Origin of the sequence: Oceanobacter sp. 3_MG-2023, from assembly GCF_030688925.1 — a bacterium.
In the GTDB taxonomy this organism is placed as follows: domain Bacteria; phylum Pseudomonadota; class Gammaproteobacteria; order Pseudomonadales; family Oceanobacteraceae; genus Oceanobacter.
The window spans coordinates 101,139-118,935 of sequence record NZ_JAUYVX010000013.1; the positions used below are offsets into that span (position 1 = coordinate 101,139).

Annotated in this window: 16 protein-coding genes; 10 read left to right on the top strand and 6 right to left on the bottom strand. The window is 55.8% G+C overall.

All coding sequences use genetic code 11. From position 1 onward, the window contains the following. Positions 1-16: 16 nt before the first annotated feature. Positions 17-262, bottom strand: coding sequence for a hypothetical protein (locus Q8W32_RS12770; RefSeq protein ID WP_303432469.1), 246 nt, complete (start codon positions 260-262; stop codon positions 17-19). 180 nt (positions 263-442) lie between these two features. Here Q8W32_RS12770 and Q8W32_RS12775 point away from each other — a divergent pair, with 180 nt between their 5' ends. Together Q8W32_RS12775 and Q8W32_RS12780 are read left to right on the top strand one after the other, a co-directional pair. Next, the gene (locus Q8W32_RS12775; RefSeq protein WP_303432467.1) at positions 443-1,465 is read left to right on the top strand and encodes a DUF3549 family protein; all 1,023 of its coding nucleotides are present in this window, start codon (positions 443-445) and stop codon (positions 1,463-1,465) included. Next, entirely contained in the window at positions 1,462-1,929 is a 468-nt protein-coding gene (locus Q8W32_RS12780; RefSeq protein WP_303432465.1) for a YchJ family protein, read from the top strand. The genes Q8W32_RS12775 and Q8W32_RS12780 overlap by 4 nt, the downstream gene beginning before the upstream one ends. Before the next feature lie 36 nt (positions 1,930-1,965). Here Q8W32_RS12780 and Q8W32_RS12785 read toward each other — a convergent pair whose 3' ends face one another. Continuing rightward, on the bottom strand, positions 1,966-2,262 hold the full coding sequence (locus tag Q8W32_RS12785) for a hypothetical protein (RefSeq protein ID WP_305415221.1): 297 nt from the start codon (positions 2,260-2,262) through the stop codon (positions 1,966-1,968). A 78-nt stretch (positions 2,263-2,340) separates the two neighbouring features. Here Q8W32_RS12785 and Q8W32_RS12790 point away from each other — a divergent pair, with 78 nt between their 5' ends. Beyond that, positions 2,341-3,183 carry a hypothetical protein gene (locus tag Q8W32_RS12790; protein WP_305415222.1) on the top strand — a complete coding sequence of 281 codons (843 nt, stop codon included), beginning with the start codon at positions 2,341-2,343 and terminating at the stop codon, positions 3,181-3,183. 122 nt (positions 3,184-3,305) lie between these two features. On the opposite strand, the gene Q8W32_RS12795 is transcribed toward Q8W32_RS12790, so the two are convergent. Together Q8W32_RS12795 and Q8W32_RS12800 are read right to left on the bottom strand one after the other, a co-directional pair. Then, positions 3,306-4,844: an alkaline phosphatase gene (locus Q8W32_RS12795; RefSeq protein ID WP_305415223.1), complete on the bottom strand. Its 1,539-nt coding sequence runs from the start codon at positions 4,842-4,844 to the stop codon at positions 3,306-3,308. Position 4,845: 1 nt separating this feature from the next. Next, positions 4,846-6,381, bottom strand: a complete 1,536-nt coding sequence (locus Q8W32_RS12800; RefSeq protein ID WP_305415224.1) for an alkaline phosphatase — start codon at positions 6,379-6,381, stop codon at positions 4,846-4,848. 257 nt (positions 6,382-6,638) lie between these two features. Between Q8W32_RS12800 and Q8W32_RS12805 the strand changes: the two genes are divergently transcribed. The 4 genes from Q8W32_RS12805 to lipA all read left to right on the top strand — a co-directional run bounded on the left by Q8W32_RS12805 (position 6,639) and on the right by lipA (position 9,784). Continuing rightward, positions 6,639-7,778, top strand: coding sequence for a D-alanyl-D-alanine carboxypeptidase family protein (locus tag Q8W32_RS12805; RefSeq protein WP_305415225.1), 1,140 nt, complete (start codon positions 6,639-6,641; stop codon positions 7,776-7,778). Positions 7,779-7,783: 5 nt separating this feature from the next. Next, positions 7,784-8,086 carry a YbeD family protein gene (locus tag Q8W32_RS12810; protein ID WP_303432451.1) on the top strand — a complete coding sequence of 101 codons (303 nt, stop codon included), beginning with the start codon at positions 7,784-7,786 and terminating at the stop codon, positions 8,084-8,086. Further along, positions 8,086-8,724, top strand: a complete 639-nt coding sequence (gene lipB, locus Q8W32_RS12815; RefSeq protein WP_305415226.1) for a lipoyl(octanoyl) transferase LipB — start codon at positions 8,086-8,088, stop codon at positions 8,722-8,724. The genes Q8W32_RS12810 and lipB overlap by 1 nt, the downstream gene beginning before the upstream one ends. A gap of 73 nt (positions 8,725-8,797) precedes the next feature. Then, positions 8,798-9,784, top strand: coding sequence for a lipoyl synthase (gene lipA / locus Q8W32_RS12820; protein ID WP_303432445.1), 987 nt, complete (start codon positions 8,798-8,800; stop codon positions 9,782-9,784). Positions 9,785-9,901: 117 nt separating this feature from the next. Here lipA and mltF read toward each other — a convergent pair whose 3' ends face one another. Further along, entirely contained in the window at positions 9,902-11,341 is a 1,440-nt protein-coding gene (gene mltF, locus Q8W32_RS12825) for a membrane-bound lytic murein transglycosylase MltF (RefSeq protein WP_305415227.1), read from the bottom strand. 523 nt (positions 11,342-11,864) lie between these two features. Here mltF and purL point away from each other — a divergent pair. Continuing rightward, positions 11,865-15,803, top strand: coding sequence for a phosphoribosylformylglycinamidine synthase (gene purL, locus Q8W32_RS12830; protein WP_305415228.1), 3,939 nt, complete (start codon positions 11,865-11,867; stop codon positions 15,801-15,803). A gap of 184 nt (positions 15,804-15,987) precedes the next feature. Next, on the top strand, positions 15,988-16,461 hold the full coding sequence (locus Q8W32_RS12835; protein ID WP_305415229.1) for a hypothetical protein: 474 nt from the start codon (positions 15,988-15,990) through the stop codon (positions 16,459-16,461). Positions 16,462-16,518: 57 nt separating this feature from the next. Here the strand turns inward: Q8W32_RS12835 and Q8W32_RS12840 are convergent, their stop codons facing one another. Beyond that, the gene (locus tag Q8W32_RS12840; protein WP_303432434.1) at positions 16,519-16,668 is read right to left on the bottom strand and encodes a hypothetical protein; all 150 of its coding nucleotides are present in this window, start codon (positions 16,666-16,668) and stop codon (positions 16,519-16,521) included. Positions 16,669-16,782: 114 nt separating this feature from the next. Between Q8W32_RS12840 and Q8W32_RS12845 the strand changes: the two genes are divergently transcribed. Then, positions 16,783-17,796 (top strand): HlyD family secretion protein, encoded by a 1,014-nt coding sequence (locus Q8W32_RS12845; RefSeq protein WP_305415231.1) that lies wholly within the window; start codon positions 16,783-16,785, stop codon positions 17,794-17,796. The last annotated feature ends 1 nt before the right edge of the window (position 17,797 follow it).

The following is a 17,797-nucleotide window of genomic DNA, read 5'->3' on the forward strand; positions in this document are numbered from 1 at the left end:
CTGGGGTCAGAGCTGATTATTTACCCGGGCGGTTTTCCAGATAGCGGATGGTTTTGTTGGCTTCGTTGAGCTGATAGCTGAGATCTGCCGCCTGTTGCCGTAATGTCTTGGCTGCTTCCTGTTCTTGCTGATGCTGACTGAGCAGTTCCGTCAGACTGGTTTCAGCGTCTTTTACCTGTTGCTGCCAGCGACGACTGAGCCAAAAACCTACTCCTCCGCCACCAATGATAAATCCGGCCAGCAGCGCCAATACGATCAGCATACCTTGTCTCCTGTGAGTGCCTGTGCAATGGCTGGCTATCATACCTGCTTGTTGTGAGTGTCGCAGAAGGATCTGCTGCCAGCACGGCAAGATCCTGCCATTTGCCTCACCATGACAACCGGCCATTCGGCAGAATCTGCTACACTGGCGACCGCTTTTGCATTTTTTAGAGGACAACGAGTGACCATTACTGATCTGGTAAGCCAGCGCGGCGCTAGCCTGCGTGTATTTGACATGGGCCGCCGTATTCAACCACTGGACACTGCGCTGTTTGAAGAAATTGAGCAGCAGAGGCGCAGTTATCCGGTGCCGTATCTCAAGCATGCCTGGCTGGCATTATTAAGCTGGCACCCTGAGCAACCGGGGCAGCATGCTATCTGGTTCCTGAAGCTGCCGCTGGATGAACAAAACCTGCTGGATGCGCCGGCCCGTGATGGCTTTGTCCGTTATATCGCCCAGCGTCTGGCCGCCGGGGACAGCAGCAATGATAAAGGTGAAGCACCGTTCAGCTTCAAGCCGGATGCCCATCGAATGGCGTATTTTCATGCGCTGGCCGCGCGCGAGCTGGGGGCACCGGACAGTCGCTTTTACGCCACTACCCGGGGTTATCTGGCCGGTGATATGGGCTGGGAAAACTGGCAACAACTGGGCTTGCAGGGGCTGGCTGAAGTCGTTGCCGGTTATCAGCAAGACAATAACCAGGCGTTGCTGACGCGGGCCCTGCCATACCTGCCCAAGGTGCCGTTGAATGTGATACTCGGGTTTATGGAAAATATTTCGCCAGGGCAGGTGTTGACCAGTGCGGTCAATGACCGGCTTGCCAGTGTGATTGCCGCAGAACCGGATGCCAATGATCTCGCCGCGTTTGCCCGGGCGCTGTCTCACAGCGAAAATATTGAACAACGCCGACTGTTGCTACACGCGCTGCTGGCGCATCCCGCTGCCCGTTCTGTCGAGGTGCTGGCGGCGGTTTCCAGCCGTTGCTGGGCAGATCTGGAAGGAGAGTTGCTGCTGGCGTTTCTGGAAACCCTGGCCGTTAATGAACAAGGGCAGGACACGTTTAACGCGCTGGTGGGGGATATGATGACCCTGCCCGGTATGCGACAACGGATGATGGCGGCTTTTTCATCGGATCAACACAGTCCGTCACTGGATCAGGGGATTACCCGTCTGTTAGGGATGGTCAGAGGACAAGCTCAATGACGCCGGATTCTCCCTGCCCTTGTGGCCGCATGTTGGCAGCATCTTCGGTGGTGAATTATGGCGACTGCTGTCAGCCATTACATCTGGGGCAGCCAGCCGCCAGCGCAGAAGCGTTGATGCGATCGCGTTACAGTGCGTTTGTGCTGGAGCTGGAAGATTATCTGCAGGCCAGCTGGCATCCAGACACCCGGCCAGACGGCCCGGTATGTGAAGCCTCCATGCGCTGGTACGGGCTGGACATTGAGAGCGCCGATGAGCTGGGTGATCCGGCGACGGTGTGTTTTACCGCGACCTTTCGCGCGTATGGCCGCTGGCAAACGCTGCATGAATGCTCACGCTTTGTTAAACAGGGTGAGCACTGGCGTTATTACGATGGCGAGGCCGAGTGGCAGCAATTGCAGCCGGGCCGTAATGACCCTTGCCCTTGTGGATCAGGGAAAAAATTCAAAAAATGTTGTGCCTGAAGCGAAGCACCTTGACCTCGGCGGGAGCTTGGCAACTCAGTCCTTTTGCCTGCCCTGGCTGGGGCCTTTCAGCACCATGCCGACGGTCATGGCCAATGCCCCTGCGGTCGCAATCAGCAGGCTGATATTGATGATCAGGGTATGGCGTGCGTAATACGTCGTGATGGGTTCGGCGCTGGCAATACAGCTGCCAAGCTCGGGTGAATAAGTCAGCCCTTGCTGCTGGCACTCGGTAATGGCGGACAAGTCCAGTCCATAGACAATCAGCAGTGCAACGGCAGGCAGCACACAGAGCAGAGTGCCATAGCGAAGCAGTCCGGTTGGGTTAAACATAAAGGCGTATTTCCTCGAATGAGTGTTCAGTATCAGGGATGGCCGCCCGGATTCTCTGGCGGTATATGGGTTCTTTGTTTGTCAGTCGCAGTGTTATGGGGATTGACCGGCGGCAGTCCGTCAGTACAGGCCAAGCCGGTGGGCTCTGCGGCTGTTTCCACCGAACAGAATGAGGAAACGGCTGCCAGCGCGGCATTGGCGGCGATCCGACAGGATCTGGCTGCCGGGCGATTATCCCAGCCTGCGGTCTGGAACGCCATGGTACGTATCGATGAATTTCGTCGCCTCTGGCCCACCAATATGGCGGTGGTGCCACTGGCCTATCAATGGGCTGCCGCCTATCAGCAACAGGTTGAGGATTGGTTGGCTCAGGGAGAGCTGGCGGCGGCGGCGATGGCACTTGAGCAGCTATGGACGCTGGTGCCACTCAGTAACGGCCTGGACCGGTTACAGCACCGGCTGGACCGGGCACTGTTACTGCAAGGACAAACCCCTCCGGCGTTTATGGCCCCCGGTTATCCGCTGTCAACGGCTGGCGAAGAGGAAACCCCGGTGGTGGTACGTCTGGATTATCGTCCGTTGGGTATGGCAGTGCATGATGAATTTCGCAGCCATTATGAAGACAATTCCCCGCCATTGGCCGAGTTTCTGCTGGATGCGAATCTGGTTGAACTGCGTGACCAGTCGATCCAGACGTTAATGGCTCCGCTGTGTCAGGCGATTGTTGATAATCAGGCATCGGTGATCGTGCATGCTGAAGATCGGGTCGATTATCGTTGGCTGACGGTCAGAATAACCCTGTGTGTTCGCCGCATTAACGAGCATTTTCGTTTACGGCACAGTTATCAACAACAGGATGGCGCTCCCATGATTTCCTTGCACCCTGCGCGGGCAGCCTCTCTGTTACCCGCTCCGGAGTGAGTTGTGACTTGACCAACCGAATTGGCCAACAGCAGACGCGACGGCGAGTCGGCGACACCCAAGCCGTCGGCGACCCGTGTACGATCACCGACGTATCCCTATCCCTATTGTTATCCCAGTCGCTATCGTCCTGTTGCGGTATCGACGGTCAGGGCATGACGCATCAAGTGAAACAGCCAGTGTTGTTCCATGGTGCCACCCAGCAGGTGGGACCAGGGGCCAGCCCCGTAGACGGCGACGTCTTCGCCGCCATGGGTTTCTGAGTACATGGGTATCAACGCTTGCTGACGATAGTCTGGTGATTCAGCTTCGTCGGCGCTGATGGCCGGACGCGGCATGGCGACAGCGCCGGGGCCATTACGATAATTCATCGATGTGTAGTGTTCGCCATCCGCCAGACGATCAGGCTCTGGTGCCGGGTGGCCGTGATCATCATTGCCCGTTACCAGTGCTGTCATCGGGTTGCCGCGGGTCGGATAGCCTGCCAGAGTCAGTGTATGGCTATGGTCGGCGGTGACCAGCAGCAGGGTATTTTCGAGATCAACAGACTGCAGCAGCCAGTCAACCGTTTGGTGTAATTCCTCGGTTTCTTTCAGGGCGCGATAGCCATTGCCTTCATGGTGGGCGTGGTCGATGCGGCCTGCTTCAATCACCAGTACGTAACCTTCCTCGTTGTGTGACAGGCGTTGCACGGCGGCCTGGGTCATATCCAGCAAACCGGGAGTTTGGGTATCGCGATCGTCAACGTATGGCAGGTGTGAGGGAGAAAACAGCCCCAGCCACTGGCCGTGACTCAAATCGGCGGTTTGCAAGGCGTCCCGGTTGGTGAGCAAGTGATGATCCGGGCGCTGCTGCCAATCGTCAGTGAGGTTGCCGGACTGACGAGCACCGCCAGTGGCAGTGGTGTTAAATTGCGCCAGACCACCACCAAGAGCAATATCGAGATCGCTGTTGACCAGTTGGGTGGCAATGTCCTGACAGCCGGAGGTGCGGGCTTCGTCAGTCAGCTGGCTGTCGTTTTCCCAGTTGCGATCGACACTGTGGGCATACGTTGCCGCCGGGGTGGCGTGGGTCAGGCGGGTGGTGGAGACCACACCGGTACCCTTGCCTTGCGCTTGTGCCAGATCCATCAGTGTGTCGAGCGTCTGGCCTGCACCGCTGGCACAGTCTCCTCGGGTGACGCCAGGGCCGACGGACAGTACTCCGGCGCGGGTTTTTGTGCCCGTGAGCAGGGCTGTAATGGTGCCTGCCGAGTCCGGTGTTTGCAGGTCGGTGTTGTAGGTTTTGACCAGGGCTGAATAGGGCAGGGTTTCGAAGCTCATGGCAAAGTCTTCGCCGTTAAGACCAAGTTGCTGGCCGCTGAAGATGCGCCCGGCCGTTAACGTGGTGATTCCCATGCCGTCACCAATGACCAGTACCAGGTTTTTGGCTCGGTGTTGATTGTCTGGCTGTTGTTGGCGCTGGTCGGCTTGTTGTTGCCCTAGGGCATACCAGTCACTGCTGCTGACCGGGCCGGGGATCAATACCTCGGTGGTGTGTTGTGGCTGGCTGTCGCTGACCGGATCGGTACTGCTGTCATGGGTCGCGCAGCTGGCCAGTGCCATGGCACTCAGGGTGATGGTGAGCTGTGCGGCACGTTTGAGCGGGGTCATAACGGTCATATCAGTTGTCCTCCGTGACGGCCGGGGCCTGGGTGGTTAGGTGCAGTGCCCGGCTGGCGAGGTGAAACAGGCTGTTTTGTTCCAGCAGGCCGCGGAACCATTGTGACCCCGGGCCTTTGGCGTGAATCGCGACATCGTCGCTGCCATGGGTTTCGCTTTCCCGGTGGCCCAGTGCAGCCTGATGGAAGTCCGGGTGACTGGTGTCTTCATCCTCATGCCAGTGGACTCGGCCATTCTGGCGGCCGGATTCTGCAGCGCTGACCGGATCAATATCATTGGCACCCAGGCCATTGGCGTAGCCCAGCGTGGTGTAAGGGGCACCATCGCTGGCATGGGTAAGCTGGTCGTTGTGTTGCACCAGACCAAGAATATCGTTGCCACGTTGCGGGTAACCGGAGAAGGACAGCGTATGGCTGTGATCTGCGGTCACCATGATCAGGGTGTCGTTGTCATTGGTCATGCGGTCGGCAAAGGCGACAGCATCGGCCATGGCGACGGTATCAGTGAGGGCGCGATAGGCATTGCCGGCATGATGGGCATGGTCGATACGGGCACCTTCAATAATCAGGACATAGCCCCGGTCGCTGTTTTGGGTTTGCTGATGCAGGATCTGCAAGGCGGCAAAGGTCATTTCGGTGAGAGAGGGTTCGGCGCTGGTGCGGTCATGGGCGTAGGCCATATGGCTGTCGGCGAACAGGCCAAGCACCGGGGTACGAGCCTGCATGCCCATAAGGTCATTTCGGCTCAGTAGAAGTTGGCCGTCGGGATAGCGTGTGCTGAATTGCTGGGTCAGGTCGGTATCGAGACGTACGCCTTCCCGGGCTGTTGTCATAAAGTTCTTGCGGCCGCCGCCCATCGCAAGATCAAGCCCGTTGGCAAAGCCGCGGTGGATCAATTGGGCGGCAATGTCTTCGCAGCCTTGCTGGCGCGCTTCTTCAGACAGATCGCTGTCGGCTTCCCAGTCCCGTTCGGGGGTGTGGGCGTAGGTTGCTGCCGGGGTCGCGTGAGTCAGGCGGGCGGTGGTGACCACACCGGTGGCCAATCCTTGCTGGCTGGCGTATTCCAGTAATGTTGTCAGCTGGTGGGCCTGGCTGCCCTGGCAGACAGCGCGATCCTGTTCGGGGCCAATACTGAGCACCCCGGCGCGGGTTTTGACGCCGGTCATGATGGCGCTCATGGTGCCGGCGGAATCCGGGGTTTGCTGGTTGGTGTTGTAGGTCTTGACCAATCCGGAATAGGGGAAGCGCTCGAATGACAGGAAGTTTTCTTCACCACTGAAACCTTGTTGCTGGCCCTGAAAGATGCGTGCAGCGGTCAGCGTGGTGACACTCATGCCGTCGCCAAGAAACAGGATCAGGTTACGTGCACGGGTGCCGGGTGTCTCGTTGGCAAGGCGGTATTCCAGCCAGGCCTGACCCTGTTGGTAGTTGGGCTGATAGGCTGATGGGGAGGCTGCCAGCAGCGGCGGCGACGTCAATAAAGCTGCGGTAGCGAGCGTTGTGATGGCCAGCAGGCCGGAGCAGGCAAGGCGTTGCATGGGAACTTCCTGTCAGATAAAGGTTCTTGTGAACGTTGGTTTGTATTGGTCAGTGTAAATCGGGGTGCGAACTGCGCCTATAGTCTTTACTGCCTGATTGCGGCCAGCGGGGGTCTGACTGGCTCAATTATCCTGACTCAGTGACCCTGTATATCGCAGCTCTTTATGACGGCAATATGTCGTTCTCGTCTGGACTGCAAATTCTGGTGGCCGTGTTACAATGCCCGGCTCAACTCTCCTACTGTTAGTCAAGAGTCATGCGCTATCTACTAAGCCTGTTTTTATACTTGAGTGCGGCCTGTGCTTCGGCTGCCATTATTGTTCCCAAAGCTCCTGATCTGGATGCGCGGGCCTTTATTCTGATTGATGCTGAGAGTGGCAATGTCCTGGTCGAGCACAATGCCGACGAGACCTTGCCGCCTGCCAGTCTGACCAAGATGCTGACCAGCTATATTGCTGTGCACGAACTGGTGACGGGTAATGTTACGGATGACACCATGGTGCCAATCAGTGTTAACGCCTGGAAAAAGGGCGGTTCCAAAATGTTTGTGCGCGAAGGTACGGAGGTCTCACTGATCGACTTGCTGCGCGGCATTATTGTGCAATCCGGCAACGACGCTTCGGTGGCGGTGGCAGAATACTTTGCCGGTTCTGAGGATGCATTTGCCGACTGGATGAACCAGTACGCCATCAAGCTGGGAATGACCAACAGTCATTTCATGAACGCAACGGGCTGGCCTGCGGAAGAGCATCATTCAACCGCACGGGATATCGCCACATTGGCGTGGCATATCATCAAGGATCACCCGGCCTATTACGGTCTGTATTCTGAAAAATACTTTGAATACAACGATATTCGTCAACCTAACCGCAATAAGCTGTTGTGGCGTGATGACTCTGTCGATGGCCTGAAAACCGGCCATACCGAAGCTGCCGGATTCTGTCTGGCTGCATCCGCGGTGCGGGATGATATGCGCCTGATCGCCGTGGTGATGGGTACCCGCAGTGACGATGCCCGTGCCAGGGAAACCCAGAAGCTGCTGGCCTATGGCTTCCGTTATTTTCAGACCCACAAACTGTACAGCGCCAACGATGTGCTGGAACAGCGCAAAGTCTGGCTCGGCCAGCAAGATCAGATCGACCTGGGGGTGAAGGATGACCTTTATCTGACCGTACCCCGTGGTACTGAAGGCGATCTGGATGTTGAGCTGAACACCGATGAATACATCAAGGCGCCTATTGCCGCAGGTGATGTGGTGGGCACTCTGGTGGTCCGCAAAGACGGTGAAGTTATCGAGGAGCGTCCATTGATTGCCATCAGTGCGGTAGAAGAATCCGGTCTGGTTGGTCAGCTGATGGGTGAAATCGAGATGTTCTTTACACGACTGTTGAGGTAATCGACATGGCTTTGATCAAGGCGGACGGCCAGCCTGCAACCACCCAGGAAGCGCCGAAAATCGAATTTCCCTGCGCCAATTACCCCGTCAAGGTTGTTGGCAAGGGCACGGATAATTATCGCCAGGTCGTGCTGGATATTTTCCATCTCCACGCTCCGGGGTTCGATCTTGAGAAAATCCAGGTGCGTGACAGCAGCAAGGGTAATTTCCAGTCGCTGACAATTTATATTACTGCGACGGGTATCGAGCAGCTGGAAGCGCTACATAAAGAGCTGAGTGCTCACGAACTGGTGCATATGGTGATCTGATGCCAGAGGTGGTGGTTCGTCAGCTGGGGCTGGTTGATTATCAGCCCTGCTATGAGGAAATGGTGTCTTTTACGGCCCGGCGTCAACCCGAGACCACGGATGAAATCTGGTTTTTACAGCATCCTGGCGTCTTTACCCAGGGTCAGGCTGGCAAGGCCGAGCATGTGCTGGTGCCTGGGGATATTCCCGTGGTACAGACAGATCGCGGCGGTCAGGTGACCTATCATGGCCCAGGCCAGCTGGTGGTTTATCTGTTACTGGATATCAAGCGTCTTGGCCTTGGTCCGCGGGCCTTGGTGACCGCCATGGAAGAATCGATCGCTGCGACGCTGGCCCAATGGGGTATTGATGCGGCTGCCAAAGCTGATGCGCCAGGGGTTTATGTCGACGGTCGCAAGATTGCCTCGCTGGGACTGCGCATTCGTAATGGCCGTACCTTTCATGGTCTGGCGCTGAATGTGGATATGGATATGACGCCTTTCTTGCGTATCAACCCCTGTGGTTACGCCGGGCTGGAAATGACACAGGTGGTTCGGGAAGCACCAAACGCCGGATTAAACATCGATCAGGTGGCTGGGCAGCTGGAACAACAGCTGATCCGTCACCTGGGTTTCACAACGATCACGCGCCCGGCATAATCTGCCGCGCCAGATCCAAATTATACATCCTGGTTGCGGTGATCCCGCTGACCGGGCAGGCTGGGGTAAACAGATGACTGAACGAGTAAAAGCGGTACAAGGGCAAAAATTACGTGGTGCTGACAAGGTTGCCCGTATCCCGATTAAAGTGATTCCTACCGAAGAAATGCCACGCAAACCCGATTGGATTCGGGTGCGTATTCCGGCTACCCCGGCAATCAGTGATATCAAGGCCAAGCTGCGCAAACACAAATTGCACACCGTATGCGAAGAAGCCAGCTGCCCGAACCTGGGTGAGTGTTTTGGTGGCGGTACGGCAACGTTTATGATTATGGGTGATATCTGTACCCGTCGTTGCCCGTTTTGTGATGTTGGCCATGGTCGCCCGAATCCGCTGGATGTTGATGAGCCGAAAAACCTGGCACTGGCAATTGCGGATATGGGGCTGAAATACGTTGTAGTGACCTCGGTCGACCGTGACGATTTGCGCGATGGCGGTGCCCAGCATTTTGCTGATTGTATCTCCCTGACCCGTGAACACAGCCCGAGTATCAAGATTGAAGTACTGGTGCCGGACTTCCGTGGTCGTATGGATGTTGCACTGGATACGCTGGAGCAAACGCCACCGGATGTGTTTAACCACAACCTGGAAACCGTGCCTCGCCTGTACAAAAAAAGCCGTCCAGGTTCCGATTACCAGTGGTCACTGGACTTGCTGAAAAACTACAAGCAACGTCGCCCCGATGTACCCACCAAGTCTGGCTTGATGCTGGGCCTGGGTGAAACCAACGAAGAAGTGATCGAAGTGATGAAGGATATGCGCGCTCATCTGGTCGACCACATCACCATGGGACAGTATTTGCAGCCAAGCCGTGAACACTTGCCTGTTGAGCGTTTTGTGACACCGGAAGAATTTGATGAGCTGGGTAATATTGCCAAGGAAATGGGCTTTAGCCGGGTAACCAGCGGGCCAATGGTACGTTCTTCGTATCACGCTGATGCCCAGGCGGCTGGTGAAGATGTCAGCGGTGTCTGGAGTGGTCATAAAAAATCATCGTAACCGCTGATCGCCAATCTCACTGATTGAGCAGCATAAAAAAACCGCAGCCAGACAAGGGCTGCGGTTTTTTTATGGCTGTTGTCCGGCGGTTTTTGCCAGGCAGGCTGCTTCCGTTATTCAGAGCAGTGGCGGTACCACAGTCATGGAAGAGGACAAGTGCAGGTTGTCGTTGTCTGTTGATGCAATCTGCAGAGCCTGTTCGTCATTCCAGACCAGTACGTCGTAGTAGCGGCGGATGTTCTGGACATAATCAACGGCTTCACTGCCACGGGCGTAACCGTAACGGGTGTTTTTGTGGTAACGCTTCTGGCTCAGCAGTGGCAAAGCTTCTTTCACATCGCGCCACAGGTTCGGATTGCCACCCATTTCGTAGGCCAGACGGCGAGCGTCCTGCAAGTGGCCATAACCAATATTGTAGGAAGCCAGCGTCATCCAGGTACGATCCGGTTCGGCTACCTGGGTACCCAGGCGGTTACGTAAACTGTTCAGATAGCGTCCGCCACCAAGAATGCTTTGCTCTGGGTCGAGACGATCACTGACACCAAGGTCACCTGCGGTCGCATTGGTCAGCATCATCAAGCCCCGTACGCCGGTGTAGCTGGTTGCCAGCGGGTTCCAGTGGCTTTCCTGATAACCCACTGCTGCCAGCAGACGCCAGTCAAACTGGTTGTCGTTGGCGGATCGTTCAAAATACGGCTTGTAACGATCGAGCTTGCGTACAGTCTGGCGCAAGAAACGCTTGGCACCGACATAGTTCAGCTCATCGAGATGGCCGTAGTAGCGCTCGTTCAGCGTTGCCAGTTGTTGGCGAGTCTGGCGTGACTGAAAAAATTCTCGTGAAGCATTGAGCAAGGAGTTGTCACGATTGTGCTGGAATGCCCAGGCCAGTGAGCGTTCATTATCAATGGTGAAGCCGATACCGATATTGGGGATATAGGCTTGCAGCATATTGAATTCGTTGGAGTTGACCAGGGTGTAGTCGATATCACCATTAGCAACCATATGCATCAAATCGGTAATATCCAGCTCGCCGGTTTCGCTCCAGCTCAGCTCTGGACGTTCATCCACCTGGGCACGACGCAATGTCTGGGCATGGCTGGATGACGCCGGGACTACAATCATACCGCTGAGCATGTCGTCGAGCTTGCGTGGGCGCTGGGTGCCACGGCGATAGATCACGTGTTCACGGACTTGCTGGTAGGGTTCGCTGAAACGGAACCAGCGTTGACGTTCTGGTGTAACAGCCAGGCCAGCGGCAGCAAACTGTGCCTGGTCGGCATTTAATGCTGTGAATATGCCAGTCAGGTTGTCGGCCACCTGTACATTCAGTCGCACACCAAGATAGTCGGCAAATGCCTGAGCCAGTTCCAGTTCATAGCCTGACGGGCCTGTACGGTCTTCGTAGTAGGTCACTGGGCTGTTACGGGTAATCATGGTGATTTCACCGTGCATCCGTATTTGCTCTAACTGTGTCGGGCGTACACTACCTGTGATCGCGGTAAGGCAGACCAGCAGAGTCATCAGACCCGTTAGCAGTTTGACTGATTTCATCAGCATGTAAGGTTGGCTCCATTATTAACTATCGTGCTCTCCTGCACTAATCTGGTGCGTGGCAGCAATTATTGTTCCATTTTACACCATAAGTTGGTTAAAAAACAATCGTTGAGCCAAGAGCTTCTCTGAATGGTGGCAATAGGTGTTGTCAATGGCAGGTGGTTTAATCGTGATCTGATCGTGGTTATCAAGACAATAAGGATGGTTTTGCTGGTTGTTTATTCGCCATAAAGCCCGGTTTCATCGCATTTGGGCGTGCCATGGCCACGAATCAGACAAGCGCAGCAAGCCGCTTGCTGACAGCCGGAGTGGTGCGCTTGTGTCGGACTGTTTTGTCCTGTTTTTGGCTGCTTTCAGCACGGAGTAGCTGCTTTTCTTATCAGTTTATCCGGTAATCAGAACAGAAAAACTCTGTTGCCGCAGTCGCTCAGACGATGCCATCTGGTAGCAGAGTTGATTGCTATCCAGTATCATTTGGCCTCATTTTTTCCCGTATTTTCGGCCCCACCCCTGGAGTCAAGGCACAATGCTTGAGCTGCGTGGCGCACCAGCGCTTTCGGAATTTCGTCAATCCAGAATTCTCAGCAAACTGCAGAACGCAGTTCCATCCGTTACTGGCGTCTATGCCGAGTTCGTTCATTTTGCTGATCTCAAAGCCGATCTGGCTGACCATGAGCACCTGATTCTGGAGCGAATTCTTCGTTATGGCCCCAAGGCTGACAGCGTGGAATCCGGCTTTATGGATGAGGCGGATTTATTTCTGGTCATTCCCCGTTTTGGCACCATTTCTCCCTGGTCATCGAAAGCCACGGATATTGCCCATAACTGTGGCCTGGATAAGGTGTTGCGGCTGGAGCGGGGTATCGCCTATTACGTCACTGGCAGCCGTGCTGCTGATCGTGATGCGGTGACCGCCGTCTTGCATGATCGTATGGTTGAAGTGGTTCTTGACCACCACGATGGCGCCGCGGCGCTGTTCTCCCATGCCGAACCGGCACCCTTGACGACAGTGGATGTGCTGAGTGGTGGTCGCGAGGCGCTGTTGGCGGCAGATAAAGAGCTGGGCCTGGCCCTGGCCGATGATGAAGTGGATTATCTGGTTGATAACTACAAGATCATGGGGCGTAACCCGACCGACGTTGAGCTGATGATGTTTGCCCAGGCTAATTCCGAGCATTGTCGTCACAAGATTTTTAACGCCAGCTGGACCATTGATGGTCAGGAGCAGGACAGATCCCTGTTCCAGATGATCAAGAACACTTACGAGTGTTATCACGACAATATTCTCTCTGCCTATAAAGACAACGCGTCGGTGATCCGTGGTCATCAGGCAGGGCGCTTCTTCCCGAACCCGATGGGGACGGAGCAGTCCGGTCAGTACGGCTATCACGAAGAAGCCATGCATATCCTGATGAAGGTGGAAACCCATAACCACCCAACCGCGATTGCACCACACTCCGGGGCGGCCACCGGTTCTGGTGGCGAGATTCGTGATGAAGGGGCAACAGGCCGTGGCTCCAAGCCCAAAGCAGGCCTGACCGGTTTTACGGTTTCCGATCTCAAAATCCCCGGCTTTGAACAGCCATGGGAAAGCCAGTATGGCAAGCCGGACCGGATTGTCTCGGCTCTCGATATCATGACGGATGGCCCATTGGGTGGTGCGGCATTTAATAATGAATTTGGCCGCCCGAACCTGTGTGGTTACTTCCGTACTTTTGAACTGCAACACGATGGTGAAGTCCGGGGTTATCACAAGCCGATCATGATTGCCGGTGGTTACGGCAATATTCGTGATGAGCATGTACAAAAGGGTGATATTCCTGTCGGTGCTGCCCTGATTGTGCTGGGTGGCCCGGCGATGCAGATTGGCCTGGGCGGTGGCGCAGCGTCGTCGATGGCCTCTGGCCAGTCCAATGCCGATCTCGATTTTGCTTCCGTACAGCGTGAAAACCCAGAAATGGAACGCCGGTGCCAGGAAGTGATTGATCGCTGCTGGCAGAAAGGCGAGCAGAACCCGATTGCCTTTATTCACGATGTGGGTGCTGGTGGTATCTCCAACGCTTTCCCTGAGCTGGTGGGGGACGGTGGACGTGGCGGTCAGTTTGAACTGCGTAACGTCCCGAATGATGAGCCAGGCATGAGCCCACGGGCTATCTGGTCGAATGAATCCCAGGAACGTTACGTGATGGCGGTGCCGCAGCAGGAACTGGCCACCTTTGATGCCATCTGTCAGCGTGAGCGTTGTCCTTATGCCGTGGTGGGTTACGCCACCGAAGAAGAACATCTGACCGTGACCGACAGCCACTTTGGCAACAAGCCCGTGGATATGCCATTGCAGGTGTTGCTGGGCAAGCCACCGCGTATGCACCGGGATGCCAGCACTCGTGCCACAGCGGCAACGCCGTTTGATACGACAGGTATTGATCTGGCCGAAGCGGCGGAGCGGGTACTGACCTTGCCAACGGTTGCCAGCAAGTCCTTTCTGATCACCATTGGTGACCGCTCCATTACCGGTACCGTTGCCCGTGACCAATTTGTTGGCCCTTGGCAGGTGCCAGTCGCAGACGTGGCGGTAACCACTGCGTCTTACGACAGTTATGTCGGTGAAGCCATGGCGATGGGGGAGCGTACTCCGGTTGCATTGCTGGATGCACCGGCATCCGGTCGACTGGCAGTGGCGGAAGCCATCACCAACCTGGCGGCGGCACCGATTGCCCGGTTAGCCGACATCAAGCTGTCAGCCAACTGGATGTGTGCGGCTGGTCACGAGGGTGAAGACGAGAAACTGTACGCCACGGTAAAAGCCGTTGGGATGGAGCTCTGCCCCGAGCTGCAAGTGACCATTCCAGTGGGCAAAGACTCCATGTCGATGAAAACCCGCTGGCAAGACACCAACGAACAGGGCGATAGCCTGGACAAGGCGGTGACTTCCCCCATGTCTCTGGTGATTACAGGCTTTGCGCCAGTATCGGATGCCCGCCTGGTTCTGACACCACAAATTCAGAAAGACATGGCCTCTGACCTGATTCTGGTGGATCTGGGCCGTGGCCAGAACCGCCTGGGAGCCTCTTGTCTGGCCCAGGTGTATCAGCAAGTCGGAGACATTCCGGCCGATCTCGACGATGCCGAAGACTTGCAGGCTTTCTTTGCTGTGGTGCAAGGGTTGAATGCCGACGGCAAGTTGCTGGCGTATCACGACCGCTCAGATGGTGGGTTGTTTGCTACCCTGGTGGAAATGGCGTTTGCCGGTCACGCAGGTCTGGATATTTCCATGGATCTGCTGGCCGATACCCCGTCCGAGCTGGCAGCAGCACTGTTTGCCGAAGAGCCGGGCGCTGTGATGCAGGTACGTCGTGACGATCTGGAAGCCGTACTGGCTCAATTTGAAGCCGCCGGTCTGGGAGATTGCACCGCTGTGATTGGTGCCGCCAATGACGATGACCAGATCACCTTCAGCTTTCAGGATGAAGAATTCCTCAGTGAATCCCGCACTCGCTGGCATCGAGTCTGGGCAGAAACCAGTTTCCGTATGCAGGCGCTGCGCGACAACGCCGACTGCGCCCAGCAAGAGTTTGATGCCCTGCTGGACAGCGACAACCCCGGGATTCACGCCGAGTTAAGCTTTGATGTGAACGAGGATATTACGGCAGATTTGCCCGATTCAATATTTGCCGATGCTCCGAAAGTGGCCATCCTGCGGGAACAAGGGGTTAACGGCCAGATCGAAATGGCGGCTGCGTTTGATCGCGCCGGGTTTGCCACTGTTGACGTGCATATGAGCGATATACTGTCAGGGGCTGTGACGCTGGAAAGCTTCCGTGGGCTGGTGGCCTGTGGCGGGTTCTCTTACGGTGACGTATTGGGTGCCGGGGAAGGCTGGGCCAAGTCGATCTTGTTTAACGATCAGGCCCGTAGCCAGTTTGCAGCCTTCTTTGCACGCCCAGATACTTTTGCCCTCGGGGTTTGTAATGGTTGTCAGATGTTGTCAAACCTGCACGAACTGATACCGGGTGCTGAACACTGGCCACATTTTGTGCGCAATATGAGCGAGCAATTTGAAGCACGGGTGGCGATGGTCGAAGTGCAGGAATCCGATTCCGTGTTCCTTGCGGGCATGGCTGGTTCGCGCATGCCGATTGCGGTGGCGCATGGTGAAGGCCGGGCAGAGTTTGGCTCACAAGCGGATCTCAGTGAACTGGCCGGCCAAGTGGCGCTGCGTTATGTTGATCATTATGGCAAGGTCACAGAGCAATATCCGCTCAACCCGAACGGCTCGCCAGAAGGTATTACCGGTCTGACCGCGGCTGATGGTCGGGTAACGATCATGATGCCGCACCCGGAGCGCGTATTCCGTGCTATCCAGAATTCGTATATTCCACTTGGAGCGGATGGCGAACCCTGGAGCGAAGACGGTGCCTGGATGCGTATGTTCCGCAACGCGCGCGTCTGGTGTGAAGAGAACTGAACTGCCTGATCCGGCTTCTCTTTACCGGTCAACGCAGGCACTACTGCCAATCCGCCAGCCTTTGGGGCAGCGGATTGGCTCTATTAACCGGCCGTTATCACAAGCCCGAGCTACGCCGCAGCGATTTATAGGAAGTCGGGTGGTTCTGGTAGTTATGGCAACGGCAGTAATGACGAGACAAATCATGAAAAAGATGTTGGCGGTAGTATTGCTGGGTGTCAGTGCCAGCGTGACGGCTCAAGCGGTAGAAATTAAAAAATCTGTGGATGAACAACGCTGCCGTATGGTCAAGCAGAGCACCTGTATCAACAACGGTCGTAATGGCATTCAGCATTGTCAGCAGGAGCATCGGCAATCAGCCGCAGAGTTCGGGGCTGACCAGATAGTGATTACCTCGACCAATCAGAGTGATCATCGCAAACGCATGGCAACCGGTAACTACAAGAACTTTACCAAAACCAAGATGACGGCGCGGTATTATGTCTGTGATGACAGAATCCAGCAGCATCAGAACATGCAGCGAGAGGTTGTTGTACCACCGGCGCAAGGTAAAACCGTCGAAGAGCGCCTGTTGCGGTTGCAAACCCTGCGTGAGAAGAACCTGCTCAGCGAACAGGAATATCGTACCAAACGTGCGGAAATCCTGTCGGAGCTGTAGCGCTATCGCTAACTCCTGACTTTTATTGCGTCTTTCCGCTCGCCTTTTACCCCGATGCTATCCTTGATTATCGCTGTGGCCCTGCACCGACTGGAAGGTCAGTCGGCAGGGTGGCGCTGCGATAATAACCGTGGTCGCCGTTATGGTGATCATCATGATGGTGGTTGTCATGATGGTAATCATTGTGGTGGTAACGGTTGTTTGCATAACCGCAGTTGTTGCCGGTTATGGAACAGTATGTGAAAACAATTTAATTTCCAATTTGTTAAATAGCAAGCTAGTTTAGCGCCCTGTTCTGGCTCCTCTGGGTGATGTAAGGCGATGCGTAAAGTAGTGATTGTTCTGTTGTTGTTATTGGTCACCGGTCTGGCGGGTTACTGGTGGTGGTGGCATCAGGGCCGCGAAGATACCGACAATGCCTACATCAAGGCCGATATTGTACCGGTGATGAGCCGGATCGATGGAACCGTGCTGGCGCTGGAAGCCCAGGACAATCGGGCGGTGAAGCAAGGCGATGTGTTACTGACATTGGACCCTGCCTTGTATCTGACCCGTTTACAGCAACAGCAGGCCATGCTGTCTGCAGCCCAGGCCCGACTGACACATCTGGCCGACCGGGTAGTGGCGGAACAATCCCAAATCGCTTCAGCTGCGGCTTCGCTGGAAGGTGCCCGGGCTGAATACCGGCGCGCACAACAACAACTGAAGCGCCTGCAGCAACTCAAACAACAGCAATATGTATCGCAGGATGCCATTGATGCCGCCGAACTGACCCAGGCCTCGGCTGAGGCCCGGCTACACGAAAACGAAGCCCAACTGGCGTCTCGCAAGGCCAATCTGGTGGCGGTCAAGGGCGAGGCTCCGCAGTTACAGGCCAGTGTGACAGAAGCCCGGGCGGCGGTGGCTCAGGCTCAGCTGATGCTGGATTACTGCACCATTGTGGCTCCCCGTGATGGGATAATCACCAGCCGCCAGATTCAGCTGGGACAGAGTGTGGCACCCGGTGCCCGCTTGATGAGTCTGGTGACTCACCCGGTTTGGGTATATGCCAATTTCAAGGAAACCCAGGTGGCCGAGATGCAAGTCGGACAAGCGGTTGAAATCCGGGTTGATGCCTTGCCTGATCTGATACTCAAAGGCCATGTTGACAGTTTTTTTGCGGCCACCGGTTCAGAATTTGCTCTGCTGCCTCCTCAGAATGCAACGGGTAACTTCACCAAGGTGGTACAACGATTACCGGTCAAGCTGGTGTTTGAGGACGGTCAGGATACCTCGATGCTGCGCCCTGGCATGTCGGTTGACGCTGCTGTTTTTACTGCCGCTGTGGCTGAGTAGC